The 16,478-nt window shown below is 44.4% G+C and carries 15 protein-coding genes; 5 read left to right on the top strand and 10 right to left on the bottom strand.

Annotated features, from left to right (window positions below; genetic code table 11):
- Positions 1–37: 37 nt before the first annotated feature.
- The 10 genes from JMX95_RS03215 to JMX95_RS03260 form a co-directional block, all read right to left on the bottom strand.
- Complete coding sequence (locus JMX95_RS03215; RefSeq protein ID WP_201552747.1) at positions 38–1,507, bottom strand: esterase/lipase family protein; 1,470 nt, start codon at positions 1,505–1,507, stop codon at positions 38–40.
- A 228-nt stretch (positions 1,508–1,735) separates the two neighbouring features.
- Entirely contained in the window at positions 1,736–3,937 is a 2,202-nt protein-coding gene (locus JMX95_RS03220; protein WP_201552746.1) for a PhoX family protein, read from the bottom strand.
- A gap of 250 nt (positions 3,938–4,187) precedes the next feature.
- Positions 4,188–4,832: a fumarylacetoacetate hydrolase family protein gene (locus tag JMX95_RS03225; RefSeq protein WP_227675953.1), complete on the bottom strand. Its 645-nt coding sequence runs from the start codon at positions 4,830–4,832 to the stop codon at positions 4,188–4,190.
- A gap of 268 nt (positions 4,833–5,100) precedes the next feature.
- Entirely contained in the window at positions 5,101–5,826 is a 726-nt protein-coding gene (locus JMX95_RS03230; protein WP_045443544.1) for an ABC transporter permease, read from the bottom strand.
- 12 nt (positions 5,827–5,838) lie between these two features.
- Positions 5,839–6,573, bottom strand: a complete 735-nt coding sequence (locus JMX95_RS03235; RefSeq protein WP_045453595.1) for an ABC transporter permease — start codon at positions 6,571–6,573, stop codon at positions 5,839–5,841.
- Between the two features lie 458 nt (positions 6,574–7,031).
- The gene (locus JMX95_RS03240; protein ID WP_201552742.1) at positions 7,032–7,943 is read right to left on the bottom strand and encodes an ABC transporter substrate-binding protein; all 912 of its coding nucleotides are present in this window, start codon (positions 7,941–7,943) and stop codon (positions 7,032–7,034) included.
- A gap of 102 nt (positions 7,944–8,045) precedes the next feature.
- On the bottom strand, positions 8,046–8,972 hold the full coding sequence (locus tag JMX95_RS03245) for a transporter substrate-binding domain-containing protein (RefSeq protein WP_201560002.1): 927 nt from the start codon (positions 8,970–8,972) through the stop codon (positions 8,046–8,048).
- A 32-nt stretch (positions 8,973–9,004) separates the two neighbouring features.
- Positions 9,005–9,805: a transporter substrate-binding domain-containing protein gene (locus JMX95_RS03250; protein ID WP_173936682.1), complete on the bottom strand. Its 801-nt coding sequence runs from the start codon at positions 9,803–9,805 to the stop codon at positions 9,005–9,007.
- Positions 9,806–10,116: 311 nt separating this feature from the next.
- A complete protein-coding gene (locus JMX95_RS03255; protein ID WP_045443533.1) occupies positions 10,117–10,914 on the bottom strand; it encodes an ABC transporter ATP-binding protein in 798 nt (265 codons plus the stop codon).
- Between the two features lie 394 nt (positions 10,915–11,308).
- Positions 11,309–11,632 carry a hypothetical protein gene (locus JMX95_RS03260; RefSeq protein ID WP_201552738.1) on the bottom strand — a complete coding sequence of 108 codons (324 nt, stop codon included), beginning with the start codon at positions 11,630–11,632 and terminating at the stop codon, positions 11,309–11,311.
- Positions 11,633–12,081: 449 nt separating this feature from the next.
- On the opposite strand from JMX95_RS03260, the gene JMX95_RS03265 reads away from it, so the two are divergent.
- The 5 genes from JMX95_RS03265 (at position 12,082) to JMX95_RS03285 (ending at position 16,460) form a co-directional block, all read left to right on the top strand.
- Positions 12,082–13,383, top strand: a complete 1,302-nt coding sequence (locus tag JMX95_RS03265) for a glutamate-5-semialdehyde dehydrogenase (RefSeq protein WP_201552736.1) — start codon at positions 12,082–12,084, stop codon at positions 13,381–13,383.
- 181 nt (positions 13,384–13,564) lie between these two features.
- Positions 13,565–14,335, top strand: coding sequence for a ribonuclease domain-containing protein (locus JMX95_RS13745; protein WP_201560003.1), 771 nt, complete (start codon positions 13,565–13,567; stop codon positions 14,333–14,335).
- A gap of 1 nt (position 14,336) precedes the next feature.
- Positions 14,337–14,705 (top strand): barstar family protein, encoded by a 369-nt coding sequence (locus JMX95_RS03275; protein ID WP_201560004.1) that lies wholly within the window; start codon positions 14,337–14,339, stop codon positions 14,703–14,705.
- A gap of 89 nt (positions 14,706–14,794) precedes the next feature.
- Positions 14,795–16,069 carry a sodium/glutamate symporter gene (gene gltS / locus JMX95_RS03280; RefSeq protein ID WP_045453577.1) on the top strand — a complete coding sequence of 425 codons (1,275 nt, stop codon included), beginning with the start codon at positions 14,795–14,797 and terminating at the stop codon, positions 16,067–16,069.
- Positions 16,070–16,211: 142 nt separating this feature from the next.
- Complete coding sequence (locus JMX95_RS03285; protein ID WP_201560005.1) at positions 16,212–16,460, top strand: DUF2164 domain-containing protein; 249 nt, start codon at positions 16,212–16,214, stop codon at positions 16,458–16,460.
- Positions 16,461–16,478 lie beyond the last annotated feature (18 nt).

Below are 16,478 nucleotides of genomic sequence, written 5' to 3' on the forward strand. Positions count from 1 at the left end.
AATTTATGACTGACGATATAAATGGTTTCGAGCACGCTTAATTGGCTACTTCATCCACTTCTGGATAAGAATAGATACGACTATCAAGCCCATACTTTGCATCATGGGCATCGCCTAGCCTATTATCCAACAGCCAAGCAATAACTTGCTCATGTACTCTATCGCTGTAGATTAAATTCATGTGATTGACCCCATAAAAAATCGCCTTATGTCCCTCTGGTACTGCTAGCGTATGCTCTTCGGTATATTCGCCGAGCGCTGACTCTACTGAGACCAACCCGTCTCCAAGCAAACTTGTGGTCTTAGATTCATAATGAGTTTCAATCAAAGCTGCCGCTACTAAATAGGTATTCACATGCAGGGGCAAACGCGTGGGATGACGAAACTCTGCTGGCAGCACGCTGCGCCCTGCGGTAGACTTCCAATCAGCATCGCGAATACTGCCGTAACGTAAATCTATAATACCAGCGCTACGCAAGTCGCCCAATTTAGCCAATGATCCTGCAAAAGGCAGCTTAGCGATTTTATCTTGAACAAAATGTCCAATCTGCTCCAAGCTTGCGCCATGATGCGGTGAGCCTAAGGTGACAAGATTGCCCACGCGTTTGACCCAGCTAAAGCCCTGCTCTTTACCATAAAATAGCGCACTACGGCTCAACAAACCGCCCATACTATGACCGATTAAATCTATTTGAGTGACGTCGGGATTATTCTCCACCAAATCTTGCAAGACTTTTGCAAAGCTACGTCCGTTGCTAGAAATACGCCGACCCGTATTATAGTTTAAATACAGAACCGTCGCTTTTGGCAAGTGATTGACCAACGCTTCACCCAAATTGCCTTCTCCAGATACTTGCCAGCTCAAGTGACTCATACAAAGCCCATGGCATAAGATAATAACACGCCCTGACAGCGCGCCACTTTGTACACGATTGTATTCATCATATAGCACCATCGATACTGCCAATGGGTTGTGATGAGTGATAAGGTGATCGCCCATGACGCCATTTAGAATATTGACCAAGCGACGTAAGTTTTTGGGTAAAGGTTGTATTTTTTTGGGTTTAGAAACAGTGTTATAAAGACGCAGCCCTGAGGCAAGATTATTGCCCACCAATTGCATCGTATAACGCACCGTGCCATAAATCCGCCCTGTGATACCGCGCTGCCAGTGCTCAATATTGCCTTTATTAAACCGCCCTAAAGGACGCAGCAGAATCTCACGATGGATAGCCTCTACAATATCAGTGACTTCCACCACGCCCATCGTTGCCAACTGAGCCAAGCCTTCAAAAAAATCAACCAACGTAATAGGCTGATGCGGTTTGCTATAACTGTTGTCCACCGTCTCGGCGCTCAGCTCATCGACATAGATATATTCGAGTTTCGCCAACTCTTCATAGACATCGCCCTGAAAACCTTCACCAGTATCCGACTCAATAGCAGTTGGACGCCGAGTGGTGGCAAATAAATCATGAATGGTTTCTAAAGGTTTTGGACTGGTCATAGTGTTAACATATCAAGCAGTTGAAGGGATTTTCCATACTATCCTGTAATTGTCATAAACAGAAGAGAATGATTTAACTATCAAGTATCTTTATTGTCAAAGAAAGGCGCTATCCTTTAATACCAATGCTTGCATATTAATAACTATCCTCCAAAATACAAAATCCCAAGCCATGACTTGGGATTTATGTGTTGAGTAAGAAACATCATTACTCATGCAAATGTCTAACTAGACAAACGACTCTGCCAGTATGACATCGCCATCTTCGCGCGTAATCATCACGGTCGCTGAGCGCGGCGTACTGCCTCCAGCAATAGCGCCCCAAGTATTACCCGGATGCTGAATATTGATAAATAAGGTTTTAAAGTCAGGAGCCATGGTAATACCTGTGACTTCACAACCTTCAGGACCGACAAAAAAACGTTTGATATTGTCATTACTAGCAGGCATCCCAACTCGTGTTTGTTGTCCTGCTGAGGTCGTTATGGCTGTCCCATCACTGACTTTACCCGGCAGCGCCGCCAGTAACATACAACTGCTGATATCGGTATAAGCGCCATCATCGCTCTGAATCCATAATACGCCACGCGGATCGAAGTACAAACCATCGGGAGAAGACAAATCATTGCTATCATTTAACTGTGACAAATTTTCTGCGGCCAGATCATAAGGCGTAGCAAACAGATAAATATCCCACTCAAAACTCATGGCCGCATGATCGCCACCTGCTTCTGCCCAGCGAATGATATGACCGTTGTCATTACCTGCCGCTTTTTCACCTGCCTGATAGCTACGCGGATTAGAGGCTGAGACAGGTTGATCCTCACGTACGCCGCGGTATTTATTATTGGTCAATGTGACGTATACCTCACCCGTCATAGGGCTAACCGATACCCACTCTGGTCGATCCATTTTGGTTGCACCGACCACATCTGCTGCGGCACGAGCAAAAACCAGAACCTCATCCTGCCCATTAAAAGGCAATACTGTATTGGAGGCATCCAGTCCGTTTTGACTATGGACGAGTGCTTTCCATTCACCGCTGCCATCTTCATTAAAGATAGCAACATAGAGCGTGCCATCATTCAAATACTTATCGCCCGCTTTTAAGCCACCGCCGATATCACTATTTGACCATGTGACTTTGGAGACAAACTTATAAATATATTCGCCGCGAGCATCATCGCCCATATAAAAGACCACCGGTTTGCCTTGTTCGACGGGGGCATAAGCACAGTTTTCATGGGCAAAACGTCCCAGTGCCGTACGTTTTTGCGGCATAGAGTTTTGGTCAAAAGGGTCAATTTCGGTGATATAGCCAAAGGTATTAAAGCCATTACGATAATCGTCAGCCGCACTGGTACCGACAGCAGTCATATCCCAGCGCGAAAACTCATCGGCTATCTTGGCATCTTTGGCTTCAGGTGTGTGCCACAGATACTCCCAACCTGGGAAATCCTCTGTTGCACCGTAGCGCTCGCGACCATAATTTTGCCCATCACTTAATTGGCTAGCGTCTTGCCCACGGGCGAATACCCCTAAAAAGTTCTCTTCGGTGGTCAGATAGGTGCCCCAAGGTGACAAACCTGCACCGCAGTTATTATTGATGCCGCGAGTCTGAAAGCCTGTCGGATCAAACTTAGTCTTGACCAAATCAGAGCCCGCAACGGGCCCTGTTAACTGCGCTGTACTACTACTCGTGAGACGGCGATTATATTTCGAATCAGCTACCATCTCATAGCCCATGCCATCAGCGCGACGTTTCATCTCAACCACTGCTACCCCATGGCAATTAACTTCCCTACGCACGTCACTTGCGAGGCGACGATTTTGAAAGATGGGCGCGGCATTATTATCTTGGATCACATGATAGCCAAACGGACTCAGCTCATTACTATTTACATATTCATGATTCATCACTAGCAGCCCATTCTCTGCCGCTTTAGCATCATAAGCGCCGCCCTTTTTACCAAAGAACCACATGCCATCATGGTTATCACCCATGCGCCATTCGAATGACTCTGCCGACTGCTCTCGATTGTCTTTCCAATCATCGATACCAGATATCAGCGGCGTACCAAGTGGTAATATCATCTCGGCTTTATAGCCTGCTGCCACGCTCATCGTTTCGGCAGTTGAATGCGCCACTGCCGTAAACTTCAAAGTTTCGGGACGTTTGAGATCGCCCTGTGCAGGAATAGCCGCGTTATTATCAGTATTTTTGATAGGACTGCTGTCATCATCATCGCTACAGCCAACCAAAGGTAACGCCCCAAAAAAAGCCGCCGCCGTCAATCCTGTGCCACCTTTTAGGATACTACGACGATTTAAACGACGACTAATAATGGTTTGAAAATCGATATTGTCGGTCGGATTAGAATCTTCAACGACTTCATGGGCAAGTGGTTGTTTATTATTCAATAATGTCATTATCAGTCACCTTGCTGTTAGGCTGGATTGGCGGAGAGTTGGTCGCGGCTTTACAATTACCACCACAAAAATACGAATTACGCCTAAGTCTACCGAGAGTTTATGACAGAACGTTGAAACATAGATGACATTCTCATGACAGCACTTTGTGAGCACCTCATAAAACGAAAAAAATCCCAAGCGTTAACTTGGGATTTTTTGATGGCGTCGCTGCATTTGACGACTGATAAAATAGTACTGCTATAAAAATTTATTGAACCTTAGCCTGCCATTCATGGGCACCGAGCTTCAACTTTAACGCATCGCCTGCTTGTAATATGCCAACGCCGCTCGGCGTTCCAGTCATAATCACGTCACCTGCTTGTAAGCTAAAGGCATGGCTAATCTCTGCCAGTAATTCATACGCTGGAAATAGCATCAAGGCACTGTCACCATCTTGCTTCAACTCATCATTAATATAAAGCTGATATTCGACATGGCTAAAATCACTAAAAGCTTGCGGATCAATCCAATCAGCAAGTACACAGGCACCATCGAAACACTTAGCACGCTCCCATGGATGACCTTTTTCTTTGAGCTTACTTTGCAAGTCACGTAAGGTCAAATCCAGCCCCAAAGTCACGCCACCTATCGCTTGCTGTGCTTGTTCAAGCGTGGCTGCCGATAAGTCTGCTGCTAATTGCACACACAGCTCAGCTTCATAATGGGTCTCACCATATATTGCTGGATTGGGACGGACGATATCATGACGCACACTGACCACTGACGATGCTGGTTTCATAAATAAGATGGGTGATTTTGGTATCTCATTGCCAAGCTCGCGGGCGTGTTCCGCATAGTTACGACCGACACAGACCACCTTGCCGATGGATGCACGTACGCTATCGTTAACCATTGCGATGCTCGCGTCATCATTGACACTGGCAGCAATCGCATTGATTAACGACATATGGGGTGATTGGCTCATACTAGGCACTCACAGCAGATTATTGATAGGTTGGTCATACATACTGCACTATCTGTCGCTATTTTTCTAGGGCTTATCTTCATTTTAAAAATAGCCATAAAAATGAGATAAATGGCAGCTAAACAAAATAATAGCGGGTTAATATTAAGATATTAACCCGCTATTATTTTGTTTAGCATTATTTTGAGCCAAACCATTAAGGTATGGTATTGGTCATTACATCAGGCGGTACATAGCTTGTGTGGCGGTTCATTCTTTTTTCAAACAACCTAAAGCTAAACAGAATCACCCATGATAATAGAAGGTAAATAATACCAGCAGCAAAGAACAGCTCCATCAAGGTATAAGTTCGCGCACTAATGGTTCGAGCGACACCCGTGATATCCATCAAAGCGATGGTTGACGCAAGCGCACTGCCTTTTAGCATAAAGATCACTTCATTGCTATAAGCTGGAATGACAATACCAAAGGCACGGGGTAAGGTAATACGCGTAAGCTTCTGCCATTTCGACATACCGATAGCGTCAGCTGCTTCGAGCTCACCAACAGGAATAGTCTGAATCGCACCGCGAATGATTTCTGCCAAATAAGCACTGGTATTCATGGTAAAGGCAATGATGGCACACCAATACGCTTGACTGAGCACAGGTTCCCATAAGAACGAATTCCGTATGGCCTCAAACTGTCCTAGACCATAATAAATCAAAAATATCTGTACCAGCAGCGGCGTGCCACGGAAGAAGAAGATATAAGAAAATGGTAGTATCTGTACCAGCCAATTTTTTGACAAGCGCAACTGGGCTAAAACCAAACCAAAAAATAGACCGATAATACCTGAGATAACTACCAGCTGTACGGTCAATACTGCCCCGTTTAATAAATCAGGAATACTATCAAAAATGACCTGCCAATTCCAATCCATAGTATTTCTCCTCTATCCTATGGTCGATTGACGGTGGGTTGACTGACGGCTCAGCTTTTTAGCGTAGCGTGCCGCTGGATTGGCGCGCCATTCGAGCCACATCATAAAACCAGTAATCAACATGGTTAAACCCAGATAAATAATCGCCGCTGCCATATAAAAAGTAAATGGCTGCTGCGTTGATTGGGCGGCACGTGACGCCTGATACATGATGTCTTTGAGACCCACAACTGATACCAATGCGGTATCTTTGAGCAACACCAAAAACAAATTGCCCAATCCTGGCAACGCAATCTGCCAAACTTGTGGCAAGGTAATGCGATAAAACGTCTGAAAAGGACGCATACCAATCGCTTGTGCCGCCTCCTTCTGCCCTATCGGAATCTCTTGGATCGACATGCGAAAAATTTCAGTCGCATAAGCGCCAAACGCGATAGACAACGCCATCACGCCACCCCAAAAGGCACTAATCTCAACATATTCGTTATAGCCGAATTTCTTGAGAATCGTCATCAGCAGCATAGAGCCACCGTAATAGATAAACAGTACCAATAGCAACTCTGGAATACCGCGCATTGTCGCTGTATATACAGTCGCAATTTTACGCAGCAGCCAGACGTTGGACAGCTTAGCTGTGGCACCGAGCAGCCCTAAAGCCATGCCGATGACTAAACTGGTCATGGCAAGCTTGATGGTGACGGTAGCGCCGCTCAGTAGTAGCGCGCCAAATCCTTGTAAATCAAACACAATTATCCACTCAGTCTCTTTATATTAGCAATTTGCAAAATATGAGTTAAAAGAATCAGCATCAATCGCTGAGCGCTGCTGATAAGCGTATTTTATACCAAATAGACCTTGGTGATTTGCGTCATAGATCGACGTCAAATCAATACGATTATTGCAGCGGAAATTGACACAGTAGAAATGAGCGCTGATTTTATCATATTCGCTGCCAGCTATGTTAATACTCACACGTAAAAGCAGTGCTTAAATAGACGCTTATCTTCTTAAAAATGCATTAGATTAGTCATATTTTTACAAACCGAACAGTCAATATCACAAGACCGAACTATTTTTTATAAAAAACAAAAAAAGGATATCGCTATTGAAGCAATACCCTTCCTATGAAATGGAGTTCAAACTAACCTATTAAAAATCACTATTCTCACGATTACGATGCAACAGTGCTAAATGTATTTTAAGACTTATTCAGCAGGTTTTTCTGTCGGCTCAGTAGTGACCGTCGAGCTTGACGCTGGAATCGCAAAATATTTTTGATTGATTTTATCGTAAGTGCCATTCGCTTTAATATTGACCAATGACTTATTAATTTTTGCTTGCAATGCATCACCTGGACGCACCGCGATGGCAAAATTATCATTGATGTCAATCTCTTGACCTTTGAGCGCATACTGACTGCCTGAGGTGGAGCCAAGCCATTCTAGCGCTGGCAGCTTATCAGATACCATCGCATCGACACGATTCGAACCCAAATCCAAAAACGCATTACTTAGTGTGTCATAAAGCTTCATATCAGCATTTGGATAAACCTTTTCTAACCACTGCGAAGAAATGGTCGAGCGCTGAGCGGCAATAGAATGCGCATTGATATCATCGCTATTGCTAGGATCGAAGCTGCTGTCTTTTTTGGCCAAAAACACCAAGGTATTGCTAAAGTACGGCTCTGTAAAGCTGACTTGTTGCTCACGCTCAGGCGTCACCGACATAGCGGCCACAATCGCATCGTACTTACCCGCTTTTAGACCCGGGATGATACCGTCCCAATCTTGCGCCGTGATTTCACATGTTACCTTCATATCGGCACAGATAGCGTTGGCAATATCAACATCAAAACCACCAAGGGTGCCATCCGCATTGGTATAGTTAAAGGGGGCATAAGCGCCTTCGGTACCAATACGTAACACATCACCCGTCGCTGCGGTCTCAGCGGCGTCTGGGCTGACATCATCATTTGCATCATTTTGACCATTGCTACACCCTGCTAAGGTTAAAAGCGCCGCCATCGCAAGCAAGGGCGCTGAAAAACGTCGCGCTTTGATGCCATTGATAACGGATGCGTTCGCGATTGCACGGTGTTGGTCAAAATGGTTATTCATGATCATCCTTGGGGTTTGTGAGTAAAATAACACTCATCTCTATGAGTGAATATCGCCATACGTGACAGCCATATCAGCCGAGCACAGAGATGAGCTATGATATTAGTTAGTCGCCGCTTCAGCTGATTCTTCTTTCACTTCAACAGCATCATCACCTTCAACCACCATCACTTCTTTTACGTCGGTGGTTGCTACGGCTTTTTGCGCAGCAGCAGTAGAGTTGGTGCCAAAATAGCTGCCTGTGATTTGGTCATAAGTACCGTTTTCTTTTAATTCAGCCAACGCTTTATTGAACTTAGCGACCAATGGATCGCCTTTACGCAATGCGATACCCATGGCATCTTCGTCGGTGCTAATTTCTTGTCCTTTCACTTCATAGTCTTTACCAGCATCCGTTTTTAGCCAATCGATGCCAGTGACTTTATCGGACATCATTGCCCGTACGCGACCTGAAGTCAGATCCAGATACGCATTGTCTTGGGTATCATAAAGCTTGATATCAGCATCTGCATGTTCATCCTGCAAGTACTGTGAAGCGACGGTTGAACGCTGTGAGGCAATGGGCTGACCTTTTAATGCATCGACGCGAATGTCATCACCTTTTTTACCAATTAAGATAATGCCAGTGTGAAAGTACGGGTCAGTGAATTCAACCACTTCTTTACGCTCAGGCGTGATCGACATACCTGCGATAATTGCATCGAATTTTTGGGCATTTAGACCAGGAATGAGACCATCCCAATCTTGTGAGATGACTTCACATTTTGCCTTCATTTGTGCACACAGAGCATCGACCAGCTCAATCTCATAACCAATTAACTTGCCATCAGCATCGGTATAACTGAACGGCTTATAGCTTGATTCGGTGGCAATTTTTATGTTCATAGGTGCATCGGCTGTGGTGTCAGCTGCCGCACCATCTTCAGGCGTGGCGCTATTATTACAACCAGCCAGCATAAGCATCGCGGCACTTAATGGCGCAAGCCAAAGCGCCTTGGTTTTTAATGATGATGTCATTGATATTGTCATGTTTGCTATTCCTTCATTTTTCAATCAGAAGATTATTGACCAAAGTTCGCTTGCTCAAGACGTGCCAGCTCACCGTTACTACGGATTTCGCTGAGTGCTTTATTAAAGTCGTCTCTGAGTGCGTCACCTTTACGAACAGCAATGGCAATATTATCGTCATTGTCAATTTCGTCACCAACGATACCAAAGCCTTCAGGGTTGTCTGCCAACCATGATTTGGCAGAGACTTTTTCCGCCAATACTGCATCGCTACGACCAGACTTTAGATCCAGATAAGCATTGTCATAATTGTCATACAACTGCACAGTATTGCCGTCTTTGCCTTCATAGTTATCTTGTAAATAAGCGCCAGGCGTGGTTGAACGTTGACCACCAAGTGTCAAGTTTTTGATCGCCATAGGATCAAAACTGCCTTTGGTATCGGTCAGCCAAACCATCGTATTGGCAAAGTAAGGCTCGGTAAAGTCGACTTTTTCTTGACGCTCAGGTGTAATAGACATACCCGCAATCACTGCATCATATTTTTGTGCTAAAAGACCCGGAATAATACCATCCCAATCTTGAGCGACGATTTCACATTTGGCTTGCATCTGTTTACATAAGGCATTGGCAACGTCAATATCGTAGCCTGCCAAGCTGCCATCAGCATTGGTGTAGTTAAAAGGAGGGTAAGCACCTTCGGTCGCGATACGAATGGTCTTGCCAGCCGTTTCTGCTGCAGTGGCGTCAGTGTTGCTATCAGTAGTTTCATTAGCCGGTTGACTACAGGCGCTCAGCATCAATGCGGCGGTAACGGTCATCGATGACCACAATAGGCGAGAATTCGACATCATACATTCCTTAAATTCTGATGGGTTTTTAATGTAGGGTTCTGATATTTTGTTCTCTGACGTCCCTGCCAGACAAGCAATATAGATAGCAGAATACACAAGCAGCCGTCATTATCGACCACCTGTAAACCTTTTGATAATACCTGAGTAAAATATCAAAAACAAACGTTTTACATACCGACTGTTATTAACGAGTAATAAACGGTCAACGCTGCTTACTAAGCAGTAATTTTATGCTTAAAATAAAATGACGATAGGGTGGTAAGAATATTACCACCCCATTTTTGCATATAAAACGGATACTAAATACGAGGCTAGTTCTGACGATGCGATGCCATAAAGTCTTTGACACGCTCAGAGGTAGGATTATCAAAAACTTGCTCAGGCGTGCCAATCTCTTCAATCACGCCTTGATGCAAGAACACCACTTTGCTTGATACTTCTCTCGCAAAACGCATCTCATGGGTGACGATAAGCATAGTACGCCCCTCTTCTGCCAACTCACGCATGACGGCGAGCACTTCATTGACCAGCTCAGGATCTAAGGCTGAGGTTGGCTCATCGAATAGCAGCACTTGTGGCTGCATGGCAAGCGCACGGGCAATTGCCACACGCTGACGCTGACCGCCAGATAAATTCGCTGGATAGGCGTCTTTTTTATCAAGCAAACCGACTTTATCGAGCAGTTTTTCAGCATCGCTAATGGCTTGATCTTTTTTAATCTTTAAAACTTGCGTTGGCCCTTCGATGATGTTTTGCAAAATCGTTTTGTGCGGCCACAAGTTAAAGTTTTGGAAGACAAAACCCACGCGCGCGCGCAAGTTTTCCAATTGCTTAATATCGACCGCTTGCAGCTCACCTGACTTGGCAGGCTTGAGCATCAGCTCATCATTACCGATAATAATACGACCTTGATTGGGCTTTTCGAGCAAATTAATGCAGCGCAGCAAGGTAGATTTACCTGAGCCTGATGAGCCCAAAATAGAGATGACATCACCGTCATATGCGGTAAGGGACACCCCTTTTAGCACTGCCAATGAGCCATAGCTTTTATGGACGTCTTGTAAATCTAAGGCGATAGGCCGAGTCGGATCTTTTGCAATATCAAGCATGGTTCAGCAGACTTCCAATAAATATGAGTGAAAACACGAATAAAAATAAATAAAAAATAGCGGCATAGGCAGCATAAATAGTATCAGCATCAATCATAGCATTATTGTGATAAGGCTATGATTCGTGACACAAATAGAAAAAATATCACATTGTCTCTTATTACACAGCAAAAAGGCAAATCCTGTATTGAACCAGATGCTCAATCAACGCTGAATCAGTGGTAAATAAATATTAATAAGCCACTAAATAGCTAACACAAAAAAGCCCAGACTGTATTTACAGCGCTGAGCCTTATTTTATCACTTTCGTGTACTGGGCGTAGTTTTATCTGATTATCTAGTTTTATTCGCTTATATCATCCACTAATGATAATCAGTTAATCAAAGTAGCGATTTAATACGTCGAGACATGTTCTTCGCTCTCAGTGCCGTCCAGCACTTCGGCGTCATCTGCTGTTGCCACCGCCACATCATCATTACTACCCACTGCCATGCCATCATCAGCACTAGCAACTGCAATATCATCACCTTCGCCTGCTGTCGCAACACCAGTAGCTTCATCCTCTACCGCTGTTTGTGCATCAACGGCTGGAGCAGTTTCCATAGGTGCTTCCTCTTTCTTACCGCAAGCGCCCAATGTCAATGCCGCGGCAACCAAACCAACTGCCAGCAAGCTTTTACGCATGGTGTTGTCGATAGTGTCATTTCTAATAGCCATTTTTATTCTCCATCATTATTTCATTTGTTAAGTTGTATTTGACGAGCAACCATTCGTACATGAATGTCTGCCCTTTAATTGCTTTATGATGCACCGTTAAGCTCTACTATACGTATGATTAATGCTAGCTACCTTAGTAGTTACAACGCAGTTCTGTTAAAACCACGTAACCGAAAGCTTGCGTTTCTGCTTTCTCTAAAACGGTGCTTGTATCATGAAGTGGCAAGGACTCAGTAATAGTAAAGTCAGTAAAATGACGCGACGACCATGCTCATAAATGCTATGTAAAGTAGGCACTGTTCACAAAATCATCTTTACTATCACCTCAATCTCCTCTATGTTAAATAGCATAATACCTGACAGGTATCAAAATCATCTTTTTGCCACATTTTCGCCTTTTTGGGCGCTTTCATTTGCTTAAAACATTTATAACATAAGGAAAATAATTTATGAGTCAATCGAATACCACAGACGTTACTGCCTATATGCAAGCTGTCGGCAAACAAGCACGAGCGGCTTCTCGTGTGCTGGCTGCGGCAAACACTGGTGATAAAAACTCAGCATTAATGGCGATTCATGATGTGTTAAAAGAGGCCAAATCAGATATTTTGGCCGCTAATAAAATCGATATGGATAATGGACAAAGCAACGATTTAGAGGCAGCCTTACTGGATCGCTTAGCGCTAAATGATGCCCGCTTTGACGGTATGCTCCAAGGGTTAAAAGACGTCGCCTCATTACCAGACCCTATCGGCGAAGTCACTGACATGACCTATCAGCCATCAGGGATTCATTTGGGTAAAATGCGGGTGCCACTCGGCGTGGTCGGTATGATTTATGAGTCGCGCCCTAACGTGACCTTAGAAGCGGCTTCATTGGCGCTAAAATCAGGCAACGCTATTATCTTGCGCGGCGGCTCTGAAGCGTTTGAATCCAACCAAGCGATTGCCAAGTGTATCTTGGAAGGACTACAAAAAGTCGGGCTGTCTGAGCACAGTGTGCAAGTATTACAAACGACAGATCGTGCTGCTGTCGGCGAGCTGATCACCATGACAGATTATGTCGATGTCATTGTCCCACGCGGTGGCAAAGGATTGATTGAACGTATCAGCCGTGATGCTCGTGTTCCTGTCATCAAGCATTTAGATGGCAACTGCCATACCTTTATCGATAGCGATGCAGATGCCGAAATCGCCATCAAGGTCAGCGTCAATGCAAAAACCCATCGCTACGGTACGTGTAATACCATGGAGACGCTATTGATCGACGAATCAGTTGCGGGTGAGCTATTACCTAAGATTGCCGAAGCCATCATCGCCGCTGATGATGCGATGCAACTGCGCCTTGATGATAAGTCGCAAGCCATCTTAAATGACAATGCTAAGCTTGCTGGACATCTGTCTGCGGCCACTGCTGAGGATTGGGATACCGAATATTTAGCGCCTATCTTAGCGGTAAAAGTTTTGTCAGGTATTGACGAAGCCATTGAACATATCAACACTCATGGCAGCCATCATACCGACGTCATCATTACCGACAACTATACCAAGTCGCAACGTTTCATCCGTGAAGTTGACTCATCGAGCGTCATGATTAACGCCTCTAGTCGTTTTGCCGATGGTTTTGAGTATGGATTGGGTGCCGAGATTGGCATCTCGACCGATAAAATCCACGCTCGTGGTCCAGTAGGACTTGAAGGTCTCACCTCACAAAAATGGATCGTTTATGGTCATGGTGAGACTCGCGCCTAACGTCTTGTCGCTTAGCCTATCATCCACTCTCTCATTTAACGTATAATCCACAAAAAAACGCCAGCTCAATTGCTGGCGTTTTTTAGTAGTGTCAAATATGTTATATATGCGGCATCAAAACCATGTGTATGGTAGAAGTCATGCGGCACGATAACAAAACAGGCGATAGGAAAGTGGGCTTATGCAGAGTGGTAAAATCAAGCACTGGAATTCAGATAAAGGCTATGGCTTTATCGATGTAGACAACCAAAGTGAAGACGTGTTTTTTCATGTGAGTAAAGTGCGATTATCACAGCCGATAACCGTTGGTCAAAGCGTCTATTTCAATAGTGAGCGTAATGATAAAAACCAACTACGAGCCACTGAAGTCACTTCCAACGAATTGAGTATTTTAGCCACTCCAGACTCAAATATAACCAATCACTATTCAAATACTGGCAGCCGAAACAACCCTACTGATAATAACAAAAACCCGCGACACACTACCCGTGACAATCGTCATAGTCAGCGTGGCAACCAAAACAAGAGAAGCTTAGGCTCTACCCTATTTAGTTTGATTGCTCTTATTGCCGTCGCTGTTTACTTTTTTGGTGATTTGTCGTCTGGGTTTTTGACCGATAGTATTGACCCAACGACGGTATCACAAACCTCATCAGAGGCACAGCCAGCAAAGACAAGCGGCGTCACGGGCGATGCTCAGATAGACAATACCATTGTCCTTATTCAACGAGGCGGGCCTTTTCCTTATCCTCATAAAGATGGCACGACATTTTATAATCGTGAGGGCAGATTGCCCACGCAGTCGCAAGGCTACTACCGCGAATATACCGTGCCGACCCCTGGCGTGTCACATCGCGGTGCACGGCGTATCGTCACAGGTGGTCATCCGCCGACCGTATATTACTTAACCGTTGATCACTATGATAGCTTTCGCAGACTGGACGTAAAATAATATGAGTAAAGCCATCCACTATATTAATCTGGTTTTTGACCAAGATATTAACCAAAAAACTACAGCACTAAATGCTAGCATGCCCGCTCAGACTGTTAACATACCGGTAGACGAGATACTCAATAAAACCACATTATTAACAAACTTAGCCAATGCCTGTAATTTTCCCAGCTATTTTTCACATAACTGGGATAGCGCATGGGACTGTTTAACGGACAGCGAAGTGACTCACCTGATGCTGGATCTAACAGCGGTGGAAAAAATAAACACCGAAGATTTTAATGTTTTCAAAAGCATCATTGAAGATGCCTACAGAGATTTTGGCAAGCCGCAATTATGGGTTATTATGCCGTCCGTGGATGATGCCTAGTCGCCAATCACCACACAAACCTGAATTCGAGATAAAACCATATTTATCCCGAATTCAGGTTAATTTATTTTTATAGAAAGGATTAATATATGGAAATTACCCTAAACGGCTATTACACGCTGATACTAGCCACTCTAGTGCTGCTGCTTGGGCGCTTTTTGGTCAAGAAAATTAAATTCTTAGAAGATTTTAACATTCCAGAGCCTGTTGCTGGTGGTTTGGTCGCAGCAATAGTGGTCTATATTCTAAATATCATTTGGGGATATAGTTTTAACTTTCATCAAGGATTACAGACGGCGACCATGCTGATGTTTTTTGCCTCTATTGGTTTGAGCGCTGATTTTAGTAGACTCAAAGCTGGTGGTACGCCATTGTTGATTTTTACCATCGTTGTGTCCGTTTTTATCGTCTTGCAAGATGTCGTTGGTGTGGCCATGGCAAGCGCGTTGGGACTTGATCCACTACTTGGATTAGTGACAGGTTCTATCGCCCTGACTGGTGGTCACGGTACGGCAGGCGCTTGGGGTATCACCTTGGAGCAAGATTACGGTGTGGTCGGTGCAACGACACTTGGTATCGCCGTTGCCACCTATGGCTTAGTCGCTGGTGGTATCATTGGTGGTCCTGTTGCCCGTCGCCTGATTCAAAAGCTGGGGTTGAAACCAACGCCCGCCAATCCCAATCCTAGTGACATCGAAAAAGTCGCTGGTGCGCAGTCGCTTTATAGCACCAAGCATGATGAAGATTCGGCGAGTAGCAATAAAGAAATTTTTGAAAGACCTGACAGCATGCGTTTTATCACCGCCTCTTCTACTATTGAAACATTGGCATTGTTTGCCGCAGCGTTGGCTTTCGCCGATGTCATGACGCTTGTTGCGCAAGGCACGTGGTTTGAGCTACCTACCTTCGTTTGGGCGTTGGCAGGTGGTGTGATTATTCGTAATGTCTTAACCACTATCTTTAATTTTGATATGTTTGATCGCTCTATCGACGTATTTGGTAACGCTTCTTTGAGTCTGTTCTTAGCCATGGCGCTGCTGTCATTGAAGCTATGGCAGCTGACTGATTTGGCAGGCCCTGTGTTGATTATCTTATTGGTACAGACGGTCATTATGGTTGTTTATGTCTATTTCATAACCTTTAAGGTGATGGGTAAAGACTATGATGCAGCGGTCTTGTCAGCTGGACATTGTGGTTTTGGTATGGGTGCGACGCCTACGGCGATTGCCAATATGCAGGCGGTCACGGATCGCTATCTGCCTTCGCCTAAGGCGTTTTTGATTGTGCCAATGGTTGGTGCATTCTTTGTCGATATCGTCAACGCGACGATCTTGCAGATATTTACTAAACTGCCGTTTATGTAATTTGATAAGCAATAAAGTCGAATTAACCTGAATAAGGCTGGGCTACGCTATCGTAACCCAGCCTTTTTTATTGGTTATTCAACCTTCCTATAAAGGTATGATTGAACTAAGCTAGATCATTACCTAGTATTGAGAGAATAATATGAGTAAAGACAAACTTATCAAGTTATCGAAGGAAGAGGAAGAAGCGCTGTTAGATAATTTGAGAGATTATATGAGCGAAGAGTTTGATTTGGATATCGGTAATTTGCCTGCCAAGTTCTTATTCGATTTTATGGTGGACTTGATCGGCTCTAAAATATATAACCAAGCCATCGATGATGCTGAACCTTGGTTATATGATAGGTTTATGGGCATATTAGAAGACAGTCATGCGCTGAAGAAGGATTAGCTAGAAAACGCATATTAA

The organism is Psychrobacter sp. NC44 (genome assembly GCF_904846655.1).
Lineage (GTDB): Bacteria > Pseudomonadota > Gammaproteobacteria > Pseudomonadales > Moraxellaceae > Psychrobacter.

Bases quoted from the DNA above. Each gene is read 5' to 3' on its own strand.
- JMX95_RS03215 (WP_201552747.1), bottom strand. From the start codon at position 1,507: ATGACCAGTCCAAAACCTTTAGAAACCATTCATGATTTATTTGCCACC.
- JMX95_RS03220 (WP_201552746.1), bottom strand. From the start codon at position 3,937: ATGACATTATTGAATAATAAACAACCACTTGCCCATGAAGTCGTTGAA.
- JMX95_RS03225 (WP_227675953.1), bottom strand. From the start codon at position 4,832: ATGGTTAACGATAGCGTACGTGCATCCATCGGCAAGGTGGTCTGTGTC.
- JMX95_RS03230 (WP_045443544.1), bottom strand. From the start codon at position 5,826: ATGGATTGGAATTGGCAGGTCATTTTTGATAGTATTCCTGATTTATTA.
- JMX95_RS03240 (WP_201552742.1), bottom strand. From the start codon at position 7,943: ATGAATAACCATTTTGACCAACACCGTGCAATCGCGAACGCATCCGTT.
- JMX95_RS03245 (WP_201560002.1), bottom strand. From the start codon at position 8,972: ATGACAATATCAATGACATCATCATTAAAAACCAAGGCGCTTTGGCTT.
- JMX95_RS03250 (WP_173936682.1), bottom strand. From the start codon at position 9,805: ATGATGTCGAATTCTCGCCTATTGTGGTCATCGATGACCGTTACCGCC.
- JMX95_RS03255 (WP_045443533.1), bottom strand. From the start codon at position 10,914: ATGCTTGATATTGCAAAAGATCCGACTCGGCCTATCGCCTTAGATTTA.
- JMX95_RS03260 (WP_201552738.1), bottom strand. From the start codon at position 11,632: ATGGCTATTAGAAATGACACTATCGACAACACCATGCGTAAAAGCTTG.
- JMX95_RS03265 (WP_201552736.1), top strand. From the start codon at position 12,082: ATGAGTCAATCGAATACCACAGACGTTACTGCCTATATGCAAGCTGTC.
- JMX95_RS13745 (WP_201560003.1), top strand. From the start codon at position 13,565: ATGCAGAGTGGTAAAATCAAGCACTGGAATTCAGATAAAGGCTATGGC.
- JMX95_RS03275 (WP_201560004.1), top strand. From the start codon at position 14,337: ATGAGTAAAGCCATCCACTATATTAATCTGGTTTTTGACCAAGATATT.
- gltS (WP_045453577.1), top strand. From the start codon at position 14,795: ATGGAAATTACCCTAAACGGCTATTACACGCTGATACTAGCCACTCTA.
- JMX95_RS03285 (WP_201560005.1), top strand. From the start codon at position 16,212: ATGAGTAAAGACAAACTTATCAAGTTATCGAAGGAAGAGGAAGAAGCG.